Here is a 17,766-nt window from a genome sequence, read left to right as displayed (position 1 = left end):
TAGGTGCCGGCTGGCAGGCCGTCATCGCAGGCAAGCCAGCTCCCACATTTTTGATTCCGGGGTGTCAGGTTGATAGGTGCCGGCTGGCAGGCCGTCATCGCAGGCAAGCCAGCTCCCACATTTTTGATCGCGGGGTGTCAGGCCACCATCGAGAGCGCCCCCCCTCCCACATCGGTACTCGGTGCAGCCAGGCTCATTGATCCGGTCGCAACAACTGCATCTGCTGGCGATAATCATCCGTCACCTGCCGCGCCTGACTGCTGCTGGTAATCACCCTCGGCGTAATCAGCACAATCAGCTCCGTGCGGTCCTTGGACCTGCCGGTATTGCCAAACAACCAGCGCAACCCCGGAATCTTCCCCAGGTAAGGCACGGCGCTGACACTCTCAGCGTTGTCCTGCTTGATCAACCCGCCCAGCAACACCGTCTGGCCACTCTGCACCGCTACCTGGGTGGACACCGAGCGTGTGGAGATGCGCGGGTTCACCGGCGTCTCACTGTTACCTGTCGGGTTCTGGGCATCACTGACCTGTTGCTGGATATCCATGTACACCAGCCCACCCGGATTGATGCGCGGTACCACATCCAGAATCACCCCCGTCTGCACATATTCGACACTGCTCAAGGTGGTGTCGGCGTCTCCGGTATTAACGGTGGTCTGGCTGATGGGAATGTTGTCCCCCACCTGGATCTGCGCCGGCTGGTTGTTCATCACCACCAGCGATGGCGCCGACAGCACCTGGGTGCGGCCGTTGGTTTCCAGGGCGTGCAAGGCCACTTGCAGGTTGGAGCTGACGAAGGAATAGAACAACGAGTCCGCCGCCCCCAGCCCTGCCCCGCCACCGCCCAAGGCGCCTTGGCTGCCGGAGGCGTTGGCCACCGTGGTGCTGGTGGAATTGCCGGCCAGGCGGCCCAGGTACCACTGAACGCCCAGGTCCAGTTCGCCGGTGAGCTTGACCTCCAGGATGCGGGTCTCGATCTGCACTTGCAGCGGTGGGTTGTCGAGGCGTTTGATCGCCGCTTCGATCTCTTTCCACTGCGCCGGGCGGGTGCGTACCAGCAGTTGGTTGCTGCTCTTTTGCGCGGTGATGCGCGTGCCCGCTTCGAGGTCGCTGGTGGGCGGCGCCTGGGTGCTTTCGGCAGGCTCGGATTCAGGTTCTTCGGCTGCTGGCACCGGGGCGTTGGCCTGCAAACCGGCGCTGGTGGACGAGGACAAGGTGGTGGTACGCAACCCCGGCGCTACCTTCGCCGGGGCGTCATCCTTGATCGCGCCATTGCCGTAGATTTGCCGCAGGTACTTTGCGAGGTCGGCGGCCTTCATATTGCGCACGTCGTACACATACATCTGCGGCTCGTTGCCGCCGCCCTCGTCGATGGTGCGGATCCAGTCGCCCACTTCGCTGAGGTACTGGGGCTGGGAAGAAATCGCCACCACCGAGTTGGTGCGCTCCACCGGCAAGAACCGCAGCATGCCGGCCAGGGGTGTGCCACTGTCCGTGCCGAACATGGCTTGCAGCTCGGGCATCAGCTCGGCTACCGAGGCGCGTTGCAGGCCAAACACCGCCACCGACATACCCTTGAGCCAGTCCACATCGAAGGTGTCGATCGTGTCCTGGTAGTTGGCCAGTTCTTCAGGCGTGCCGGCCAGGCTCAGCACATTGCGCGCCGGGTCCACCAACAAAAAAGCGTTTTCACGGGCGAAGGGCTTGAGCAGTTTCTGCATCTCGGTGGCCGAGATATAGCGCAGTGAAAACAGACGTGCCGAGAGGCCGCTGGCCGGTTGCGCCACGCGCATCTGCGGCACCAGCTTGCCCGCCACTGCCTGGTTGGCCGGCAGGATCACATAGCGGTTGCCCTGTTTGATCATGGCGTTGTCGGTCCAGGACAGCAGGGTTTCGAGAATCGACAGCGCCTGCTGTTTTTCCACGGGTTTGGAGGTGGAGAAGCTGACAGTGCCCTTCACGCCCTCGGCGATGCTGTAGTTCTCGTGCAGCAGGTCGCCCATCACGCTGTTGATCACGGCCTCGATGGGCTGATCGGCGAAGTTGAACACGATGTCGCCACCCTGCTCCGGCACGTTTACAGGCGCCGCGGGCTGGCGCACAAACGCTTGATTGCCACGAATCAGCTGGCGCTGCGGCGGAGCCTGGGTGGCAGGTGGAGGGCTTTCGGCCACAGGCGCCTCAAGCGGCGGGCGTTGTGCGCCGGTGCCCTGCAGGGCCTCGTGCAGCAGGTCGTCGTCCGGGTCGAGGCTATCGGGCAAAGAGCCACAGCCGCCCAGGGAGACGGCGGTAGCCAGGCAAAACAGCGAAGTGCGCATATCGATCAAGGGAGAGACTCGCGGGGATGTGAGATCAGGGGTAACCGCTTACCGTAGAGGCTCAGGGTCTGGGTGCGCCCGCCCAAGGCAAAACGGGCGTATTGCGGGGTCAGGTGTTCCAGGCGCCAGCCGTTGGGCAACGCCTGGCCCAAGTGCACCGTGAGCGTTGGGCCACCGGTTTGCTTGAGCATGGCCATTTGCAGGTTGCCGGTGATCATGATGCCGCTGAGGGTCAGGTTGGCCAGGCTCGCCACCTGGGTTTTGCCCACCTCCCGGTCCGGGCGGCGATCCGGGCTGAACAGCGGCGCTTGCCAGGTGCGGGCAAGGTCTTGCAACGCCGGCGTCGGAGCGGCCTGCACCTGGAACGAGGGTGGCGCGTGCACCGGCGCATCGGGTAACCACCGCGGAGCATCGCCGATGCTGCTGAGGATCATCGCCATCAACAGCCCCAAGAGCCCGGCCACGCCGAGCCAGCCCCATTCAAGAGGACGCAAGGGGCCGATCATGGTGCCACCCGCGCCGGTTGCAGGTAGCCGCGCACCAGCAGTTGCACCGCCAGCTTGCCTGCCCCGCCACTGGCTGGCGCCTGTTTGTCGCGACGAATATGCAGCTCATCGACGAACAGAAAAGGCGGCTGATATTCCAGCCCATGCAGGATCGCGGTCAGCGGTTCGATGGCGCAATTGAGCGTGAGGCTGACCTTGACCTGACGATAGGGCTCGCTGTCGTCCTGTTCGGGCGTGATCGGCTTGCGCTGGGTGAGGTTGCAGCCGCCGCCGAGGTTGGCGTGGCTGTTGATCAGGTCGGCGAGACGCTGCATCAGGTCGGCGGCGACCACGTCCGGGTCGTCCCCCGGCAACAGGCTGGCGTTGCTGGCCGGGTCTTGCTGTGCTTGCGCCAGCTGTTCGCGCAAGGCATCGCCCTGGCGTATGACGCTGGCATAGCGCTGCTGCTGTTCACGCAACTGTTCGGCCTGTTCACCCATGGCCCGCAGCGGCCCGGCGAACCAGCTGTCGATCAACAGCCAATAGGCCGCGCCGAGTACCACCGCCAGGGTCAACAAGGCGGCGCCACGGCGTTCACGGGGTGTGAGGGGTCGGCGCATCGGCGGCCTCCTGGCGTAAGTGGGCACGCAAGGCAAACTGGTCCTTGCCGGTGCGTGCGTCGGGTTGGATCACCCCTTCGAACTGTGCGTTGTCCAAACGCTGGCAGCCTTTGATGCGGCTGATCAGGCCACTGGCCTTGGCGCTCTGGCCGGATAAGCTCACCTCGCCGTCCTTGACGTCCAATTGGTCGAGCCAGGTGTCGGCGGGCAGGCAGCTGGTCAAGTCATTCAGCAGCGCGGCCAGGGGGGGTTGCGCCCGTTTGCGCTGGGACAGGTACTGCGCCGCACCACGGGTGTTGAGCAGTTGCTGGCGCAGGGCGTGCACCTGGGCGACCTCGGCTTTTTGCTGTTGAACAGTGGCGTGCATACTGTCGAGTACCCGCTGGCGGTCGTTGAGCCACAACAGCATCGCCGCAATCAGCAACGCGCCGCACAACCACGGCAGGCTGCGCTGCAATTGCTTGCCGGCAGAACGCGAACGCGGGCGCAACGGCGCGGGCAGCAGGTCGATGCCCAGGCCCGCCACATCCACGCGGTGCGGGTACAGGCCGAGGGCGGCGCAGTCATGGAGGACCTGGTCAAGGCGCTCGCGCAGGATCGCCACCACCCTCACCTCCAGGTGGCTGGGTGTGCGCCGCTCCTGGCGGGCGACGAAGTAGAGCTGCTCGGCGTTGAACGGGGTGTAGCGGTCCAGTTCATAGCCAACCACCTCCACGAGGTTGCGTGCGGCGGCCAGAGGCAGTTGCACGCTTTGCTGCAACACGGCGTCGGGGGCAAGCATCAGCACCTGGCGCGTATTGCCCGGGACCACCGGTGCCGTCAGCGGCCAGTGATGAACCTGCTCAGGCGGGTCCTGGAACGCCAGCCACTTCGGCACACAGCCGCGTAACTCCGTGAGCCACAGGCGCCAGCCTTGTTGCAGCAGACTGGCGCGCCAATAGCGGGCAATCGGTTCGAGTTGAATCATTCTTGCCACCGCACCACCCGATAGGGCTGTGCGCTGTCCTCCGCAGGGCTCAATAAAAGGGTCAGTCGCAAGCGTGCCTGATAGCCGCCGGGGCGCTCGGCGCGGCTGTCGATTTCCACGACCTGGCCGGGGTCGACGCCCTCGGCGTTCTGACTTGGCAGGTTCAACGCCTTGCGCATCAGGGGGCTGGCGAATGCCGGAGCGGGCCGGTCGAGGTCGCTCCACAAGGTGATTTCAGGCAGCAATTGGCTGTAGAGCGCCTGGGTCATACCGGGGAGTTGACGCACCTCCTCCAGCACCCGAAACGGCGCCAGGCCCTGACGGCGGCGAGTCTCAAGGGCTTTGGCCAACTGCCGGGCCTGAACCGGTGTAGCGCCGCAGGCCAGGGCCAGACGTGTGAGGTCTTGGGGGGCGGCGTTGACCAGGTACAGCTTGCCGCGCTCACTGCGCACACTGACCTGCAAGCGGGCGTCGTCGAAGGTCAGCGCAATAGAACGCCCGTCCGCCACCCACTGCCCTTGCGCCATGACCTGTGCGATAGCGGCCTGGGCGGCTAACAGCGTCTGGGTGTGCTGGCGCAGCCACAGCGCCTGGCGACTTTGCAGTTGCACCCACCCGGCCAGACCACCCAGCAATACGCTAAGCAAGGCCAGCACCCACAGCACCAGCAACAGCGCAGCACCACGTTGGCGCTTCATTCTACGCTACTCGCGCTGGACAGATTCAGGCGCAGCGCAACCACCTGGGTGACCCACGGCACCGGCCCGTCGACGGTGGCGTCGATGCGCACCGCTGTGGGCAAGCGCCGGGGCCAGGGCCACGGGCTCAACCAGTCGGTGGGCTGGCCCAGTGGCGAGACACCGCGATAACTGAACTGCAACGCCTCGACGTTATGCAAAAGTACCTGCGGCTCATCGCGCTGCGCGTTGGCCTGCGATGCCCTCTGCGAAAAAGCCACCTGCAGATCCTGCCCGACCCGTTGCAGGGTAAAGCGCTGGATACCCCCGCCCAATACACCGGGCAAGGTCGCCACAAACTGCAGCCGTTCCGGCATGCCGATCAAGAAACCCTCGGCCTGGCTGCCGTCGTCAGTGAGCTTCAGCGGCAGCGCCTCGCTGATCGAGGTACGCAAAAACTGTTGGGCGGCGCGCATTTCATCCAGGCTGGCGGTGTAGGCCTGGGCCTTGGCCACCGCCCGATTGGCCCCCAGCAACGCTGCGCTCACCAGCAGCAACAATACCGACAGCAAGCTGAGCACCACGAGCACTTCCAGCAACGTGAAGCCCTGCTCACGGCGCTTCACAGGCGCGCCTTCAAGGTGCTGAAGTGCGCCTGATGCACGCCTTCACCCACGTTCAGATCAAGACGAAACAGGTGCGGCTGTTGGCGGGTGCTGGTCAATTGCCAATGAATGCCGTCGAGTTGGCCTTGGCGGGTTCCTTCAATCAGCTGGCCGGCAGCTTCCTGGTCCAGCAGCGTAAGCGCGGCATGTGTGAGGCGGTCGCTGTGGGCCACCTGGGACAAGGAACGCGCGCTCTGGCCGAAGGCAACCAGCAACACGCTGCTGCACACCGCCATCAACGTCAGGGCGGCGAGCATTTCCAGCAAGGTGAAACCGGCCTGGTGCTTCATGGCAGCGCCTTGGACTGCACACTGCCGGTGAGCCAGCCGATGTCGATGCGCCAACGCCGGCTGCCGCTGGCCAGCAGCAGGTTACCGCCGGTGGAACTGCCGTCGGGATAGAACACCACGGCGGCCCCGGCCTGCTCGGCACTGTGCAAGGTCACCTGCACCTGCGCCGGCCACTGCTGTGACGCACGCCCTGGCGCCTGGAACGTGCGGCCCTGGAGGTCGAATTGAGTGTGCGCCGCCTGGCCGCTGACGATCGCGCTCGCACGCGTGGCGCGCAGGGCCTCGACCATCTGCGCGACCACCCGCCGCTCCTTGGCCACCTGCAACCCTTGCCGTACACCTAGCCCCAACAACCCCGCCGCAATGCCGATCAATAGAATGACCACCAGCATCTCCAGCAGGGTAAAGCCTCGCTGGGCCACGGGCGGGTTATTCCCAGTTGCCCAGGTCGGCACTGTAGCCCTCGCCGCCGGGTTGGCCGTCCTGGCCGTAGAAGATCAGGTCGAAGGCCCCGTGCTCACCGGGGAAGCGATAGCCAAACCCATGGCCGAACGGGTCTTTCAACTCCGACGGTTTGGCGTAGGGGCCGGCCCAGTTGGACGCACTGGCGGGCTTGTCGAGCAGCTGTTGCAGGTTGTTGAGCGGCGCACCCACGTCCAGGGCGTAGCTGTCGATCTTCATGCTCAAACTGGCCAGTTGCGCCTTGCCCGCGCCGTACTTGCCCTTGTCCACATTGCCACCGACCTGGCGCACCACAATGGTCGCGACAATGCCCAGCAGCACAATCACCGCCAGCATTTCCAAAAGGGTGAAGCCGCCTTGGCGGTGTCGGGTTTTCATCGGTTCTGCTCCTTGAAAGTTCATATATGGCTGGTGAGGCTCATCAGCGGCAGCATGATCGCGAGCATGATCACCGCCACCAGCACCGCCATGACCACGGTGAGGGTCGGCACCATTGCCGCGAGCAAGCGTTCGATGGCGCGCTTGGCCTCGACGTCGAAAATGTCGGCAACCTTGAGCAGCATGCTGTCCAGTTCGCCGGCCTGTTCGCCGACTTCGATCATGTGCAGCGCCAACTCCGGTAACAGCGGCTGGCGACCGAACGCATCGGCCAGGGTGCCGCCGCCCTTGACCCGTTGCGCCGCCAGCGCCACTTGCGCCTGGAGCGCACGGTTGCTGCAAACCTGCCGGGCGATCACCAGCGCGGGCAGCAGCGCCACGCCATTGCTGAGCAACGTGCCGAGGGTGCGGGCCAGGCGGGCGGCTTGCACCCGTTGCAACAGCGGGCCGATCACGCGGATGCCCAGCAGGTGACGGTCGTAACGCTCACGGCGCAGGGGGTCGCGCAGGCGCGCTGCCAGGACCCATCCACTGATCGACAACCCGGCCAGCACCACCAGGCCATAGGCGCCGAGGAACTCGCCAAGCGCCAGGATCACCTGGGTGATCAGTGGAATCGGTACACCCAGATCCTGGAAAATCGGCACGAATTGCGGCACCACATAGGCCAGCAACAGCGCCAGGGAACCCAGTACGCCCACCACCAGGAATGCCGGGTAGATCAGCGCATTGATCACCTCGCCGCGCAGCAACTGGCTGCGCTCCAGGTAGTCGCTGAGCTGGCGCAGGGTGCCTTCCAGCGCCCCGCCGGCTTCACCGGCGCGCACCATGCTCAGGTACAGCGGGGAAAACGTACCGCCCTCCTCCTCCAGCGCCGCCGACAGCGGTTTGCCGGCCTTGACCTGATCGCGAATGCGCTCGATCAAGGCCCGCACCTGGGGATGGCGGGCTTGCTTGAGCAACAGGTTTAAAGCGCGTTCGAGGGGCTGGCCGGCACCCAGTAGCGTGGCCAATTGCTGGGTAAAACTCACCAGCGCTGCGCCCTTCAACTGCCCGCGTGCCTGGCGCAACAAGGGGCCGCTGGCCGTTTCGATGTGCAGCAGCAACCAGCCACGCTGATGCAAGACGGCGACGGCAGCGGCCTGGTCAATAGCTTGCAGCGTGCCGCTTTGGGCCACGCCCTGGCTGTCCAACGCACGGAACTTGAACAGGCTCACGTGTCGTCACCACGGGTGACGCGCAGCACTTCTTCCAGGGACGTGACACCGGCCAGGGCCTGGCGCAAACCGTCTTCATACAAGGTGCGCAAACCGGCGCGGCGGGCGGCGTGTTCGAGGCTGGCGGCGTCGGCGCGGCCCATCAGCAGGCCACGCAACTCATCGTTCATCACCAGCAATTCAGTAAGGGCGCTGCGGCCGTGATAATCGCCGCGGTAAAGCAGGATGGGACGCTGCTCGGTCAGGCGATCCAGGCCGTGCTCCTGGATCAATTGCGCTGGGGCCTGGAAGGCCACGCGCGTGGCAGAGTCCAGGCGGCGCACCAGGCGCTGGGCGAGGATACCGCTGACCGTGGAGGCAATCAGGTAGCTTTCCACGCCCATGTCCAGCAAGCGCGTGATGCTCGCCGCGGCGCTGTTGGTGTGCAGGGTTGAGAGCACCAAGTGACCCGTGAGGGAGGACTGCACGGCGATACGGCAGGTTTCCAGGTCGCGGATTTCGCCGATCATGATCACGTCCGGGTCCTGGCGCACGATGGCGCGCAGCGCTCCGGCAAAGTCCAGGCCGATGGCCGGCTTGACCTGGATCTGGTTGATGCCTTCAAGCTGGTACTCCACCGGGTCTTCCACGGTGATGATCTTGCGTTCAGCCGTGTTGAGCTGCGACAACGCGGTATAGAGCGTGGTGGTTTTGCCCGAGCCCGTAGGCCCGGTGACCAACAGGATGCCGTGGGGCCGCGCCAACAGGTCCAAAAAGGCCGCCAGGCGTGGGCCATCAAAGCCCAGGCTGGGGAAGTCGAACTGCACGGTTTGCCGGTCCAACAGGCGCATCACCACCGACTCGCCAAAGCTGGTGGGCACCGTGGACACCCGCAGGTCCAACGCCTTGCCCTGAATGCGCAGCATGATGCGCCCGTCCTGAGGCAGGCGCCGTTCGGCAATGTCCAGGCGCGCCATGATCTTCACCCGCGAGATCACCGCCGCCGACGAACTGGCCGGCGGCGCTTCGGCGTCGTGTAACACACCGTCGATGCGGTAGCGCACCTTGAGTTGGTTTTCGAAGGGTTCGATATGGATATCCGAAGCGCGCTGTTCCACCGCGCGCTGCAGGATCAGGTTGACCAGGCGAATCACCGGTGCTTCCGAAGCCATGTCCTTGAGGTGTTCGATATCTTCCAGGGCGCCCCCCTGCTCGTCGAGGTTTTCGATCAGGCTGCCCATGGCGGAACGGCCTTGGCCGTAATAGCGCTCGATCAGCGCGTCGACTTCAGTACGCGAACCGATGGCCAGCCACACCGGCACCTCACAGGCATACGCCAGGGCCTGGAACGGATATAACTGCGCGGGGTTGGCGGCCATTACGCGCAACCCGCCCTGATGCCAACCCATGGGCACTACCTGGTAATGACGCATGAAGCGCTCGGTGAGCACGGGAAGCGGGTCAAGTAACGGCGGCGCGGCGTCGGCCAACAGCAGTGGCGCATCCAGCAAATCAGCCCAGGCGCGAGCCAGTTCGATTTCAGACACCAAGCCCAAGCGCGTGAGTAAACCGAGCAGGTCGCCAGGCTCAGTGGATAAACGCTGGGCGCGTTCCAGATCAGCGGTTTTGAGCCCGGCGTGCTGCATCAGCCACGCGCACACTTGGTCGGTGTGCGGGATGTGCAGATGGCAGGCATCGAGAGGCATTGACGACATAGTCTGAGGTATTTAACTTGCGAAAAAGGTATGGCTATTTGGAACTACCGGACAATACAAGCGCAGTGCCATTAGTTCCTTAGGCCGCAGTCGGAGTTAACTGGGTTAATCGACTGGAAGTTTCGGTGCTAGTTCCGGGAGCTCGGCAATAAAGGGAAATAAATAACCATGATCCAGCTCTGGCTCTCTACGCATCGCCAAACGCAAGCATCAAAAAACATTCGCCGTTGTGTATATTTTATTTAGGTGGCATCCATACGACCATCGAATGGGTACCCACCACCATAAAAAAATGGCATTTTGATACTATTCAAATTCCAAGCCCGTCACGTCGACAACAAGGAACGCACGTCAAATGGACTTTCCCCTTCCGCACCAACTCATCCTCTTCGGCCCGCCGGGTACCAGCAAAAGCTATTTGGCACGCACTGACAAGGCAGAGCGAGTCGATGCCAAGGGCAACAATGTAGTGCCGGTAACCTTTCACCCGGATTACAGCTATGGTGAGTTTGTAGCACGCTTGTTACCCCTGTCTGACGAAGGGTCGATCTCCTACACCATGTACGCAGGCCCCTTCATACGTGCGCTGTCCAGCGCTTACAGCTACTGGGCCAACCACGCCAACGGCCAAACGGTTGCCAATGTGGTGCTGTTGATTGATGAGATAAACCGTGGCAACTGCGCAGAGATCTTCGGCGATGTGTTCCAGTTGCTCGACCGTGCTGATGATGGATGGTCCAGCTACGAAATCAGCGTGTCAGACTTGATCATTAAAGCGCTGGACACCGAGTTGAAAAAGGGCCCGGTGACAAGGCAGCATCTGCCACAGGAACTCCAAACCCTGCTCGATGCCCGGCGCTTGAAACTCCCGCCTAACCTATTTCTCATCGCAACCATGAACACCAGTGACGAGTCTGTATTTTTCATGGATTCTGCGTTCAAAAGGCGATGGAACTTCGAATTCTGCCCGGCAAATTTTGACAATGTCCCGAGTGATCAGGCCACAGCAATGGTTACCGCATCGCCTGTGCGTAACTGGAAAATGGTTCTTAATGCTCTCAATGCTTTTATCCTGGCCGAGTGCCCATCCCGTAACATGGACGACAAGTTGATTGGCCCCTGGTTTATCAAGGCCAAGGCTGAGCCTACGCTAGGCGTGAAGTACAAAGAAAACATGGCCTTGCTCAACAAGCTGTCCAAAGGCGTCACCGTCGCAAACTCCGGCCGAGACAACAGCGACGCATTCGATAAAGCGTTAGTCGATTTTGTCAAAACACTGCCCCCGCTCGTCCAAGAGCGCATTTTTGCCTTTGCCCAATATGATGAAAGCGCTGCGCACAATAAGTTGAGAGCGATCGAGTACGATCAAACGTCTTCTTATTATCTTTCCAAGCGGCATAAACGCGGAAACGATCGGGTCATCGAGGTGTTCCTCGAGCACTTATGCAACCTCAACTCAGGCATCACCACTCATAAAATCCTCAACGCCGACATCCACGGCAAACTCTTTCTTTATCTGTGGGACAGCGTGTTCGAGCGGGACAAATCGCCCTTGGCAAAAAAGCTCGGCGTACCCACCGCCGACCTCCGGACATTTGGCCAGTTTGTCGACCACGCAGACCTCTTTATTGAACGACTCTTTGACACCCCCCCTACAAGCCCGGTTGTGGGCACACATACCACTGAACGGGCATAGGTCACAGTGATGCTCATACATGACATGCTCTTGGAGGAAAGTGATGACGGCGCCGTGGGGATTTTTACTCAGCCTGACGGCAGTTACCAACTGAAAGTACCATTCGGCATGAGTGGTATGGCGCCCGCTCAAGCACTGGCTGTGCTCTACAAAAGCTTCGCGGTCTTTCGTCGCACGCGCCGCTCTTTCAAGCGACTGGGTCAATTGGATGGATTGGAGGAGCACTCAGAGCCAGGACTTCAAGAAGGTGATGGTGGTATCTCATTTTGTGACGCCATGGGCCTGGATGAGCTCTTCGACCGTGCTGACCCGCTTGGATTGCTGTCTCTACGCAAAAGGATTGCACAACAACCTTGGGACGTGACCCGGCATCTTGAGCGACACCTGCACCTGGCGGTGTTTGATAACAATGGCGCGCCTTATCTTGAGCGGACGCCAGGATCACGACGTGAAGCCTGCTATGGCATGTCCGATATTGTCGGTTTGTACTGCTTCATCGCCGACGACTTTTATCGAGCGTTTCTGGGAATAGACCCGGCCTGCAGATGGGGCAGTTTCAGCGCGGATGCTCAAGCAATAGCAGCCCACTTCAGGCATCGACACCTGGCCGCCAATGACTCTCTCTTTGGCATAGACCGGCAACAATGCTTACGTACACGGCAGCACCTGCAATATTTATTGCGCGAAATCAACCGCCAAGAATCGCTACGCGGTAGCAACTATCGATTGTTACACGGGGTGCTGGAGCGCTATTTATACGGTGGACACACCCATGGGCAGCGCCAAGGGCAGATCTGGGGCATCAAGAATTTCTGGGCCGTCTGGGAGTCGGTCTGCCTGCACCATGCCGCAACCGGCCAAGGCGAACCAGGCATGATGGGCTTCATGACCTGTGATTTCGATCATTTACCATCGACCTTATCAACGCCCATGTTAAGGAAACACTGGCTGGCCACGCGTGCGCAGATATTCCATCGCAATGGTATCGAACGCCGCCCTGACCTTGTGCTGAATACTCAAACCCAAGTGAAAGTCATCGACTTCAAATACTACCGTCACCCGCCCACAGAACGTTGCGCAGCCAGCAAAAACCAAGACGTGGGGCTCACTAAACTTGAGCAGGACTTCAACAACATAGAGGTATACGGCCTGTTGACGCACAATCACTTGTTACGTGACGCTGAACAGCGCCACAAGGAGATTGCGCTGGAGTTCTGGCTACCGGGGCGTGAGGCAGAACACACCCCGGTTGTCCACGCGCCTGAGTGGGCACCGTCACTTGCGATTGTCAGGTTGTGCACGCCGTGGGTCATGCACCGCTACAGCCAACAATACAACGAGGGAGGGCTCTAGGCATGGATTTAAAAACTACCGTCGACTGCAAAAAGGACAGCCTTCACTCTTACCGCCTAGGACTTTGTCGCGAATACCAAACGATGCACAAGGCCACCAAACGCACCACCTGCCAAAGGCATCACCCAGAACACCCATAACTGGGAGACCGCCCAACCGCCCTGGAAAATCGCCACGCCAGTGCTGCGCGCCGGGTTAACGGATGTATTGCTCACTGGAATACTGATCAAGTGAATCAAGACCAGGGCGAGGCCAATGGCAAGCGGCGCAAATCCGGCCGGTGCTTTTTTATCGGTAACACCCAGGATGATCAGCAGGAAAAACGCAGTCAGTACAAACTCGGTGACCACCACTGACAGAAACGAGAAACCACCCGGAGAGTGCTCACCGTAACCATTGGTGGCAAACCCCGCCGACACATCAAACCCGGCCTTGCCGCTGGCGATCAGGTACAACACCCCGCCAGCTGCGATCGCACCTAGTACCTGAGTGACGATGTAGGGCAGCACATCCTTGCCATCAATACGCCCCGCGGCGAGCAAACCCAGAGTGACCGCCGGATTGAAATGACCGCCGGAAATATGGCCGACGGCGTAGGCCATGGTTAATACCGTCAAGCCAAATGCCAATGCCACGCCGACAAAGCCGATGCCCAGCTCAGGGAAGGCGGCAGCCAGAACGGCACTGCCGCAACCACCCAGTACCAGCCAGAATGTGCCGAAGAACTCGGCGGCTAGACGTTTTGTCATCAGGGAACTCCTTAAGCTCAAAGAGCTGGAGCCTAACAAGCAAGCCCTGACGCGGAATGTAGGAAACTTCCCAGGCGCACTTATCGCAGTTTGGGCTGAGACCGCTCAGCAACAGGCCGTCGAACTTACACATCTCCACGATGGCGGTATAGGCAGTGTCTACCGCATCTGTAGAGAGTCGAGATTGAGGGCATAGCTGCCCTGCATGAAAAGGCTAACGCTGAAAAGCCTTGAGCCAGATGCAGAAAGCCCGGCGCATGACCGGGCTTCAAGGTTTCAGGGACGCGCTGACCACTTAATCGGCAGCGCAGCCTGGGAATTTGGGTTGGACTTCGACTACTCCAAGCTCTTCAACGTACCCAGCTTCATCCTGACCCGCCTGACAAGCACTGGTTTTGCTCATTTCGTACTGACGAAGCGTAATATTTCCCTTGCGGTGCTCGCTCATATCCTCCACACCTTGCACCAGCCCGGCAAACAGGCTGCGTTTCAATTCCCACCTCATTTTTCAGCGTTGCGTCAACGGATGCGCAAAACGAAAAAAACCAGCAGACAAGCCGGGCGTTTAATGGTTACTCAAAACTAGGCGTCAGACGTTTTATTTCTGACAGAGTCACCAGCGGAGAGTGAGCCTTTGATTTTTGCCGCGCGTGCAACCACCTCACGCTGGGAAGCGCTTGCCTTGTGAAGCACCTCCCGGAAAACCTCACGCTTGGTTTCATAGGAGGCGTTACTGAAGAAATCCGCCAATAGGCTGGATTCTTCGGTATTAGCTTTACGCATGATGATCTGCCTCAGTCAGTAGCTCAATGAGCTGCTGGTAATCATATGCCAGTTTGCACCGGCCTCGATAGTTCAGCGATCAAGCTCTGTAAATGCGAGCATGCTCTGAACTTTAGGGGAACACTTGCCACCCCATAACAAAAAGACCAGAATTAAGACCTATATAGGAGTCTTATCTATGCAAAATATTCTGGCTGACGTGGCGGTGAGCGTTTCCGAACTCAAGAAAAACCCATCATCCGTCTTGAGCGGCGCCAATGGCCTGCCCGTGGCGGTACTGAACCACAACCGCGTTATGGGCTACATGGTTCCGGCAAATGTCTACGAAGCGATGGTAGAGCGCTTGGACGAGCTGGAACTGATTCACTTGGTCAAGGCTCGGCTCGACGCCAACGAAACACCCGTTCGAGTATCTCTCGACGATCTGATTGGCGAGGCGGAGGCAGATATAGCCAATGGGCGCTGATTACGACGTTGAATGGGATCCGAAGGCGCTCAAGGAACTGCGAAAACTCGACGGTACGATACGTCTCCAGTTTCTGAAAAAGCTCCAGGAGCGACAGGCCGGACCGCGAGTGCCAAGTGACGCGCTTCACGGTATGAAAGATTGTTACAAGATCAAATTGCGCGGCGCCGGCTATCGGCTTGTATACCGCGTTGAGGATGAGCGGATTGTCATCTTGGTTCTGGCCGTCGGAAAACGCGAACGCAGCTCAGTCTACGAGCAGGCAGGGAAACGGTAGACAAATGCGAGGAGGGCCGCTCGCTAGCGGGCTTTGTCTTCAAGCCAGGTTGCGCTGGAAACTTATTGGTAACCGATCTATCGCCTTTCGGTGCTCAAGGATCTTAATGACGGTGTACTCGGCCTTGAACTGCTCACCGGCCAAGGATTGAACCCTACGCAGTTTCACCTTCAAAATTTTGCCTTTTTTAGCTAGTAAAGAAGGTGTGAATGAGAGCGGCGGACAACCGAGGAGAACCGCAAGGCTTTTTTGGGCCACAAGAACGGCAGCATCACCAGCCACTATTCTACGCCGGAGCTGCAGCATCTGATTGAGGCTGCGAACAAAGTGTCAGCAACTGACTCTCGCGGGCCAGCGCTGACCCTCTTGAGGAGGAAGTCGGGATGATTCCCCGCAAAAGTCCCTACGCATGAAAAAGCCGAACTGGTTAGAGTTCGGCTAAGTCACTGAATAATATGGTCGGGACGGAGTGATTCGAACACTCGACCCCTAGCACCCCATGCTGGGTACTGTAGCCATCTAACCTATTGTTTTATAAAGAATATGCGCCCTATTGCTAGTGGCAAATCATCCTCCTTTTTGTGCTTATGCAAACGGAAACCCGTGCCTGTAGCCGAGGTTTTGCGCAAGGCTTCCGATAGCGCATGCTCTGCGTTGTGATACGTTAAGAGCCCATAAAAATCTGAAGGAACGACTTATGTGGCAGAGCAAGGTAAAGTTGAACCAAGGCGAAGAACTGAAATACGTTAAGTCTGTATCGAAAGGATCTATGGCCCAGGAAGATATCAGCGAGTACTCCGTCGTTAATTCAGAAGGCCAGGTCGTAGGCACGGTCATCTACAAAGATCACATGGCACTTAGAGGTTTCGGGAGAACGCAATCTGTCGAGCAGGTGGATATCAACCGGAAGCTTATCGTAGACGAAAGCTGGTCAGACTGACTGAGCTTAAGAGCGTCAGTTCTTGCGTGCGGACGTGCAGAGTTGAACCTGGACTGTGGCGCGCAAGTATCCCACCATGTCAAGTTGGCCTCAAAACAGGCGCAAGCTATTATTCCATAAGGAATACACACCGTTTCAGGTGATCTTCAAAGAACATAGACCACCCCATAAGAATCAATAACTTAACGTTGTATATTCCTACAGTTTAGCTCAGATTCTGCCTGCAACAGAGAGGACGACTTTTGACCAGATACCCGAACGGCCTTCCACATTTTGCTCGCATTCGGCTTTTTCTGGGACTTCTAGCCTCTGACATTGATCGTAGTCCACCAGTATTTTTACGCCAGATTGGTACAAATCGAAGCTCATCTTTACAAGTAATAAACCGACGATGAAATACACCAAGTACAGTCCCTTGCCCATTGCCTAGCGCTCCTCAAATAAAACGGAGAGGCTACCTGAAAAACACCATGCTTACTAAGGCGAAATGATGGCGATCAGTGGTAAGTCCTTTTTTTCATGCTGACCTACTGATAGGCAATTGCTGGTGTCGAAGCCTGGGATGCCGTATAAGAAACGCTAAAGGCCTTTAATATCAAGGGGTTGCCCCTAAAACTACTAGCCAAAAACACCCACTTTTGCGACTCTTCTAAACTCAATAAACATTGGTCCAAACGGTTGCGTTTTGGGGAAGAAACTCTAACGCGAAATCCCGCCACCGGCGTCCTGCCGACGAGCACCACTCCCCAAACCTGCAATACATTGATTACTGTGCGCCCATACAGTAGGTGAAGGTCGATTCATGCGCCGCATAGCCCGCACCCAGCAACGTAAACGTCAAACCTGGCTCGCACTGCCGGCCAGCAGAATAGAAGAGGTAGGCCATGGCCAAGACTGTTCAGGAACGATCGGCCAAGGCCGCGCAGAAGCGGCTGGCGGTCGCCGAGAAAGCATTGCGGCACAAGGTCAGGCCCGGCATCGAGCAGGCCATGGAGCGTATCCGGCTTCGCGGCCAGGTGCCGATCATCAGCGAGGTCCTGCAGATCGCCTTCATGAAAATGGACTTGATGCCCGACGACGAGCTGATCGCATTCTTACGTTATCCGCGCCACGAAATCGTGATTAGCGAAAACGTGGCGCGTAAATTCTACAGCGAAAGTATGCTCGAGTTGATTAGGGAGCCGGGAGACGAGACTGTACAGACGCCGAATCAGCTCGAATGACGCGCCGAGCCACAGCGACCAACAGTTTTAGGCTCTGATATTCGTTATCCCAGTCCAAAAGCACCTCTCTTTCCATAGATAGAACATCCCCGTTTATCGATACGAGGAAACGATCAATCTCTACAGGAAGCTTACTTACTGAATTGACAGTGGTTAGAACGGCAAGAGCGTAGTTATCATTTTCTATCGCTAGAGGCGTTAAAGAGATGGAGAAATGCTTGCCGACGACGACGCCGGCGACACTTTCCCCCCCCTCACCGACCTCTACAGAGAGTTGATCGCTGAGAAATTTTGGGCCGAGCTCCTTCCAATGCTCAAAATTCTGCATAAGTTTGTCTTTTATGCGTTTGTACGCATATGTCACCGTGTTCAACTCACCACGAAATTGGTCATAGTCGTAGTCAAAATCTGCTTTTTCCACGCTTTCAGCTCCATCTGTTAGTGGCAAATTGCCGACACCTGTTTAACCCAACCCAAACCAAATTGCCACCACCGGTCACAGAG

At 59.1% G+C, this 17,766-nt stretch carries 22 protein-coding genes and 1 pseudogene; 8 read left to right on the top strand and 15 right to left on the bottom strand.

All coding sequences use genetic code 11. The annotated features are described in order from the left end of the window. Window positions 1-193: 193 nt before the first annotated feature. From gspD to QK296_RS11785, 11 genes are read right to left on the bottom strand one after another with little or no spacing between them, the layout of a single operon-like run. Complete coding sequence (gspD, locus tag QK296_RS11835) at window positions 194-2,320, bottom strand: type II secretion system secretin GspD (RefSeq protein ID WP_282390954.1); 2,127 nt, start codon at window positions 2,318-2,320, stop codon at window positions 194-196. Window positions 2,321-2,325: 5 nt separating this feature from the next. Next, a complete protein-coding gene (locus tag QK296_RS11830; protein WP_282390953.1) occupies window positions 2,326-2,826 on the bottom strand; it encodes a general secretion pathway protein GspN in 501 nt (166 codons plus the stop codon). Beyond that, complete coding sequence (gene gspM / locus QK296_RS11825; RefSeq protein ID WP_282390952.1) at window positions 2,823-3,425, bottom strand: type II secretion system protein GspM; 603 nt, start codon at window positions 3,423-3,425, stop codon at window positions 2,823-2,825. Before gspM ends, QK296_RS11830 begins: the two co-directional genes overlap by 4 nt. Beyond that, a complete protein-coding gene (locus QK296_RS11820) occupies window positions 3,400-4,392 on the bottom strand; it encodes a PilN domain-containing protein (RefSeq protein ID WP_282390951.1) in 993 nt (330 codons plus the stop codon). The genes gspM and QK296_RS11820 overlap by 26 nt, the downstream gene beginning before the upstream one ends. Beyond that, window positions 4,389-5,090 carry a general secretion pathway protein GspK gene (locus QK296_RS11815; RefSeq protein ID WP_282390950.1) on the bottom strand — a complete coding sequence of 234 codons (702 nt, stop codon included), beginning with the start codon at window positions 5,088-5,090 and terminating at the stop codon, window positions 4,389-4,391. The genes QK296_RS11820 and QK296_RS11815 overlap by 4 nt, the downstream gene beginning before the upstream one ends. Beyond that, window positions 5,087-5,695 (bottom strand): prepilin-type N-terminal cleavage/methylation domain-containing protein, encoded by a 609-nt coding sequence (locus tag QK296_RS11810; RefSeq protein WP_282390949.1) that lies wholly within the window; start codon window positions 5,693-5,695, stop codon window positions 5,087-5,089. Before QK296_RS11810 ends, QK296_RS11815 begins: the two co-directional genes overlap by 4 nt. Then, a complete protein-coding gene (locus QK296_RS11805) occupies window positions 5,692-6,024 on the bottom strand; it encodes a type II secretion system protein (protein ID WP_282390948.1) in 333 nt (110 codons plus the stop codon). Before QK296_RS11805 ends, QK296_RS11810 begins: the two co-directional genes overlap by 4 nt. Further along, window positions 6,021-6,446, bottom strand: coding sequence for a GspH/FimT family pseudopilin (locus QK296_RS11800; RefSeq protein ID WP_282390947.1), 426 nt, complete (start codon window positions 6,444-6,446; stop codon window positions 6,021-6,023). The genes QK296_RS11805 and QK296_RS11800 overlap by 4 nt, the downstream gene beginning before the upstream one ends. Before the next feature lie 7 nt (window positions 6,447-6,453). Beyond that, complete coding sequence (gene gspG / locus QK296_RS11795; RefSeq protein ID WP_282390946.1) at window positions 6,454-6,864, bottom strand: type II secretion system major pseudopilin GspG; 411 nt, start codon at window positions 6,862-6,864, stop codon at window positions 6,454-6,456. Between the two features lie 20 nt (window positions 6,865-6,884). Beyond that, window positions 6,885-8,081 (bottom strand): type II secretion system inner membrane protein GspF, encoded by a 1,197-nt coding sequence (gene gspF / locus QK296_RS11790; protein WP_003192476.1) that lies wholly within the window; start codon window positions 8,079-8,081, stop codon window positions 6,885-6,887. Then, on the bottom strand, window positions 8,078-9,775 hold the full coding sequence (locus QK296_RS11785) for an ATPase, T2SS/T4P/T4SS family (RefSeq protein ID WP_282390945.1): 1,698 nt from the start codon (window positions 9,773-9,775) through the stop codon (window positions 8,078-8,080). Before QK296_RS11785 ends, gspF begins: the two co-directional genes overlap by 4 nt. A gap of 355 nt (window positions 9,776-10,130) precedes the next feature. On the opposite strand from QK296_RS11785, the gene QK296_RS11780 reads away from it, so the two are divergent. Together QK296_RS11780 and QK296_RS11775 are read left to right on the top strand one after the other, a co-directional pair. Further along, entirely contained in the window at window positions 10,131-11,471 is a 1,341-nt protein-coding gene (locus QK296_RS11780) for an AAA family ATPase (RefSeq protein ID WP_282390944.1), read from the top strand. Between the two features lie 9 nt (window positions 11,472-11,480). Further along, on the top strand, window positions 11,481-12,824 hold the full coding sequence (locus tag QK296_RS11775) for a hypothetical protein (RefSeq protein ID WP_282390943.1): 1,344 nt from the start codon (window positions 11,481-11,483) through the stop codon (window positions 12,822-12,824). A gap of 56 nt (window positions 12,825-12,880) precedes the next feature. On the opposite strand, the gene aqpZ is transcribed toward QK296_RS11775, so the two are convergent. Further along, window positions 12,881-13,576 (bottom strand): aquaporin Z, encoded by a 696-nt coding sequence (gene aqpZ / locus QK296_RS11770; RefSeq protein ID WP_338137058.1) that lies wholly within the window; start codon window positions 13,574-13,576, stop codon window positions 12,881-12,883. A 202-nt stretch (window positions 13,577-13,778) separates the two neighbouring features. Between aqpZ and QK296_RS11765 the strand changes: the two genes are divergently transcribed. Next, window positions 13,779-14,159 carry a hypothetical protein gene (locus QK296_RS11765; protein WP_282390942.1) on the top strand — a complete coding sequence of 127 codons (381 nt, stop codon included), beginning with the start codon at window positions 13,779-13,781 and terminating at the stop codon, window positions 14,157-14,159. Here the strand turns inward: QK296_RS11765 and QK296_RS11760 are convergent. After that, complete coding sequence (locus QK296_RS11760; RefSeq protein WP_120248906.1) at window positions 14,156-14,356, bottom strand: hypothetical protein; 201 nt, start codon at window positions 14,354-14,356, stop codon at window positions 14,156-14,158. The two genes, QK296_RS11765 and QK296_RS11760, sit on opposite strands and share 4 nt — an antisense overlap. Before the next feature lie 178 nt (window positions 14,357-14,534). Between QK296_RS11760 and QK296_RS11755 the strand changes: the two genes are divergently transcribed. The 4 genes and pseudogenes from QK296_RS11755 (at window position 14,535) to QK296_RS11740 (ending at window position 16,039) form a co-directional block, all read left to right on the top strand. After that, window positions 14,535-14,822 (top strand): type II toxin-antitoxin system Phd/YefM family antitoxin, encoded by a 288-nt coding sequence (locus tag QK296_RS11755; protein ID WP_120248907.1) that lies wholly within the window; start codon window positions 14,535-14,537, stop codon window positions 14,820-14,822. Then, window positions 14,812-15,099 (top strand): type II toxin-antitoxin system RelE/ParE family toxin, encoded by a 288-nt coding sequence (locus tag QK296_RS11750; RefSeq protein ID WP_169856080.1) that lies wholly within the window; start codon window positions 14,812-14,814, stop codon window positions 15,097-15,099. The genes QK296_RS11755 and QK296_RS11750 overlap by 11 nt, the downstream gene beginning before the upstream one ends. Before the next feature lie 225 nt (window positions 15,100-15,324). Then, a pseudogene (locus QK296_RS11745) lies at window positions 15,325-15,486 on the top strand (site-specific integrase); the annotation flags it as partial. Between the two features lie 310 nt (window positions 15,487-15,796). Further along, complete coding sequence (locus QK296_RS11740) at window positions 15,797-16,039, top strand: hypothetical protein (RefSeq protein ID WP_282390941.1); 243 nt, start codon at window positions 15,797-15,799, stop codon at window positions 16,037-16,039. A gap of 210 nt (window positions 16,040-16,249) precedes the next feature. Here the strand turns inward: QK296_RS11740 and QK296_RS11735 are convergent, their stop codons facing one another. Further along, entirely contained in the window at window positions 16,250-16,462 is a 213-nt protein-coding gene (locus QK296_RS11735) for a hypothetical protein (protein WP_282390940.1), read from the bottom strand. 461 nt (window positions 16,463-16,923) lie between these two features. On the opposite strand from QK296_RS11735, the gene QK296_RS11730 reads away from it, so the two are divergent. Further along, entirely contained in the window at window positions 16,924-17,262 is a 339-nt protein-coding gene (locus QK296_RS11730) for a hypothetical protein (RefSeq protein ID WP_282390939.1), read from the top strand. On the opposite strand, the gene QK296_RS11725 is transcribed toward QK296_RS11730, so the two are convergent. Then, a complete protein-coding gene (locus QK296_RS11725; protein WP_282390938.1) occupies window positions 17,213-17,683 on the bottom strand; it encodes a hypothetical protein in 471 nt (156 codons plus the stop codon). The two genes, QK296_RS11730 and QK296_RS11725, sit on opposite strands and share 50 nt — an antisense overlap. Between the last annotated feature and the right edge of the window lie 83 nt (window positions 17,684-17,766).

The sequence above is a fragment of the Pseudomonas sp. AL10 genome (assembly GCF_029960685.1).
In the GTDB taxonomy this organism is placed as follows: Bacteria; Pseudomonadota; Gammaproteobacteria; order Pseudomonadales; family Pseudomonadaceae; genus Aquipseudomonas; species Aquipseudomonas lactis.
This window is presented reverse-complemented; position numbering and strand designations above follow the sequence as displayed.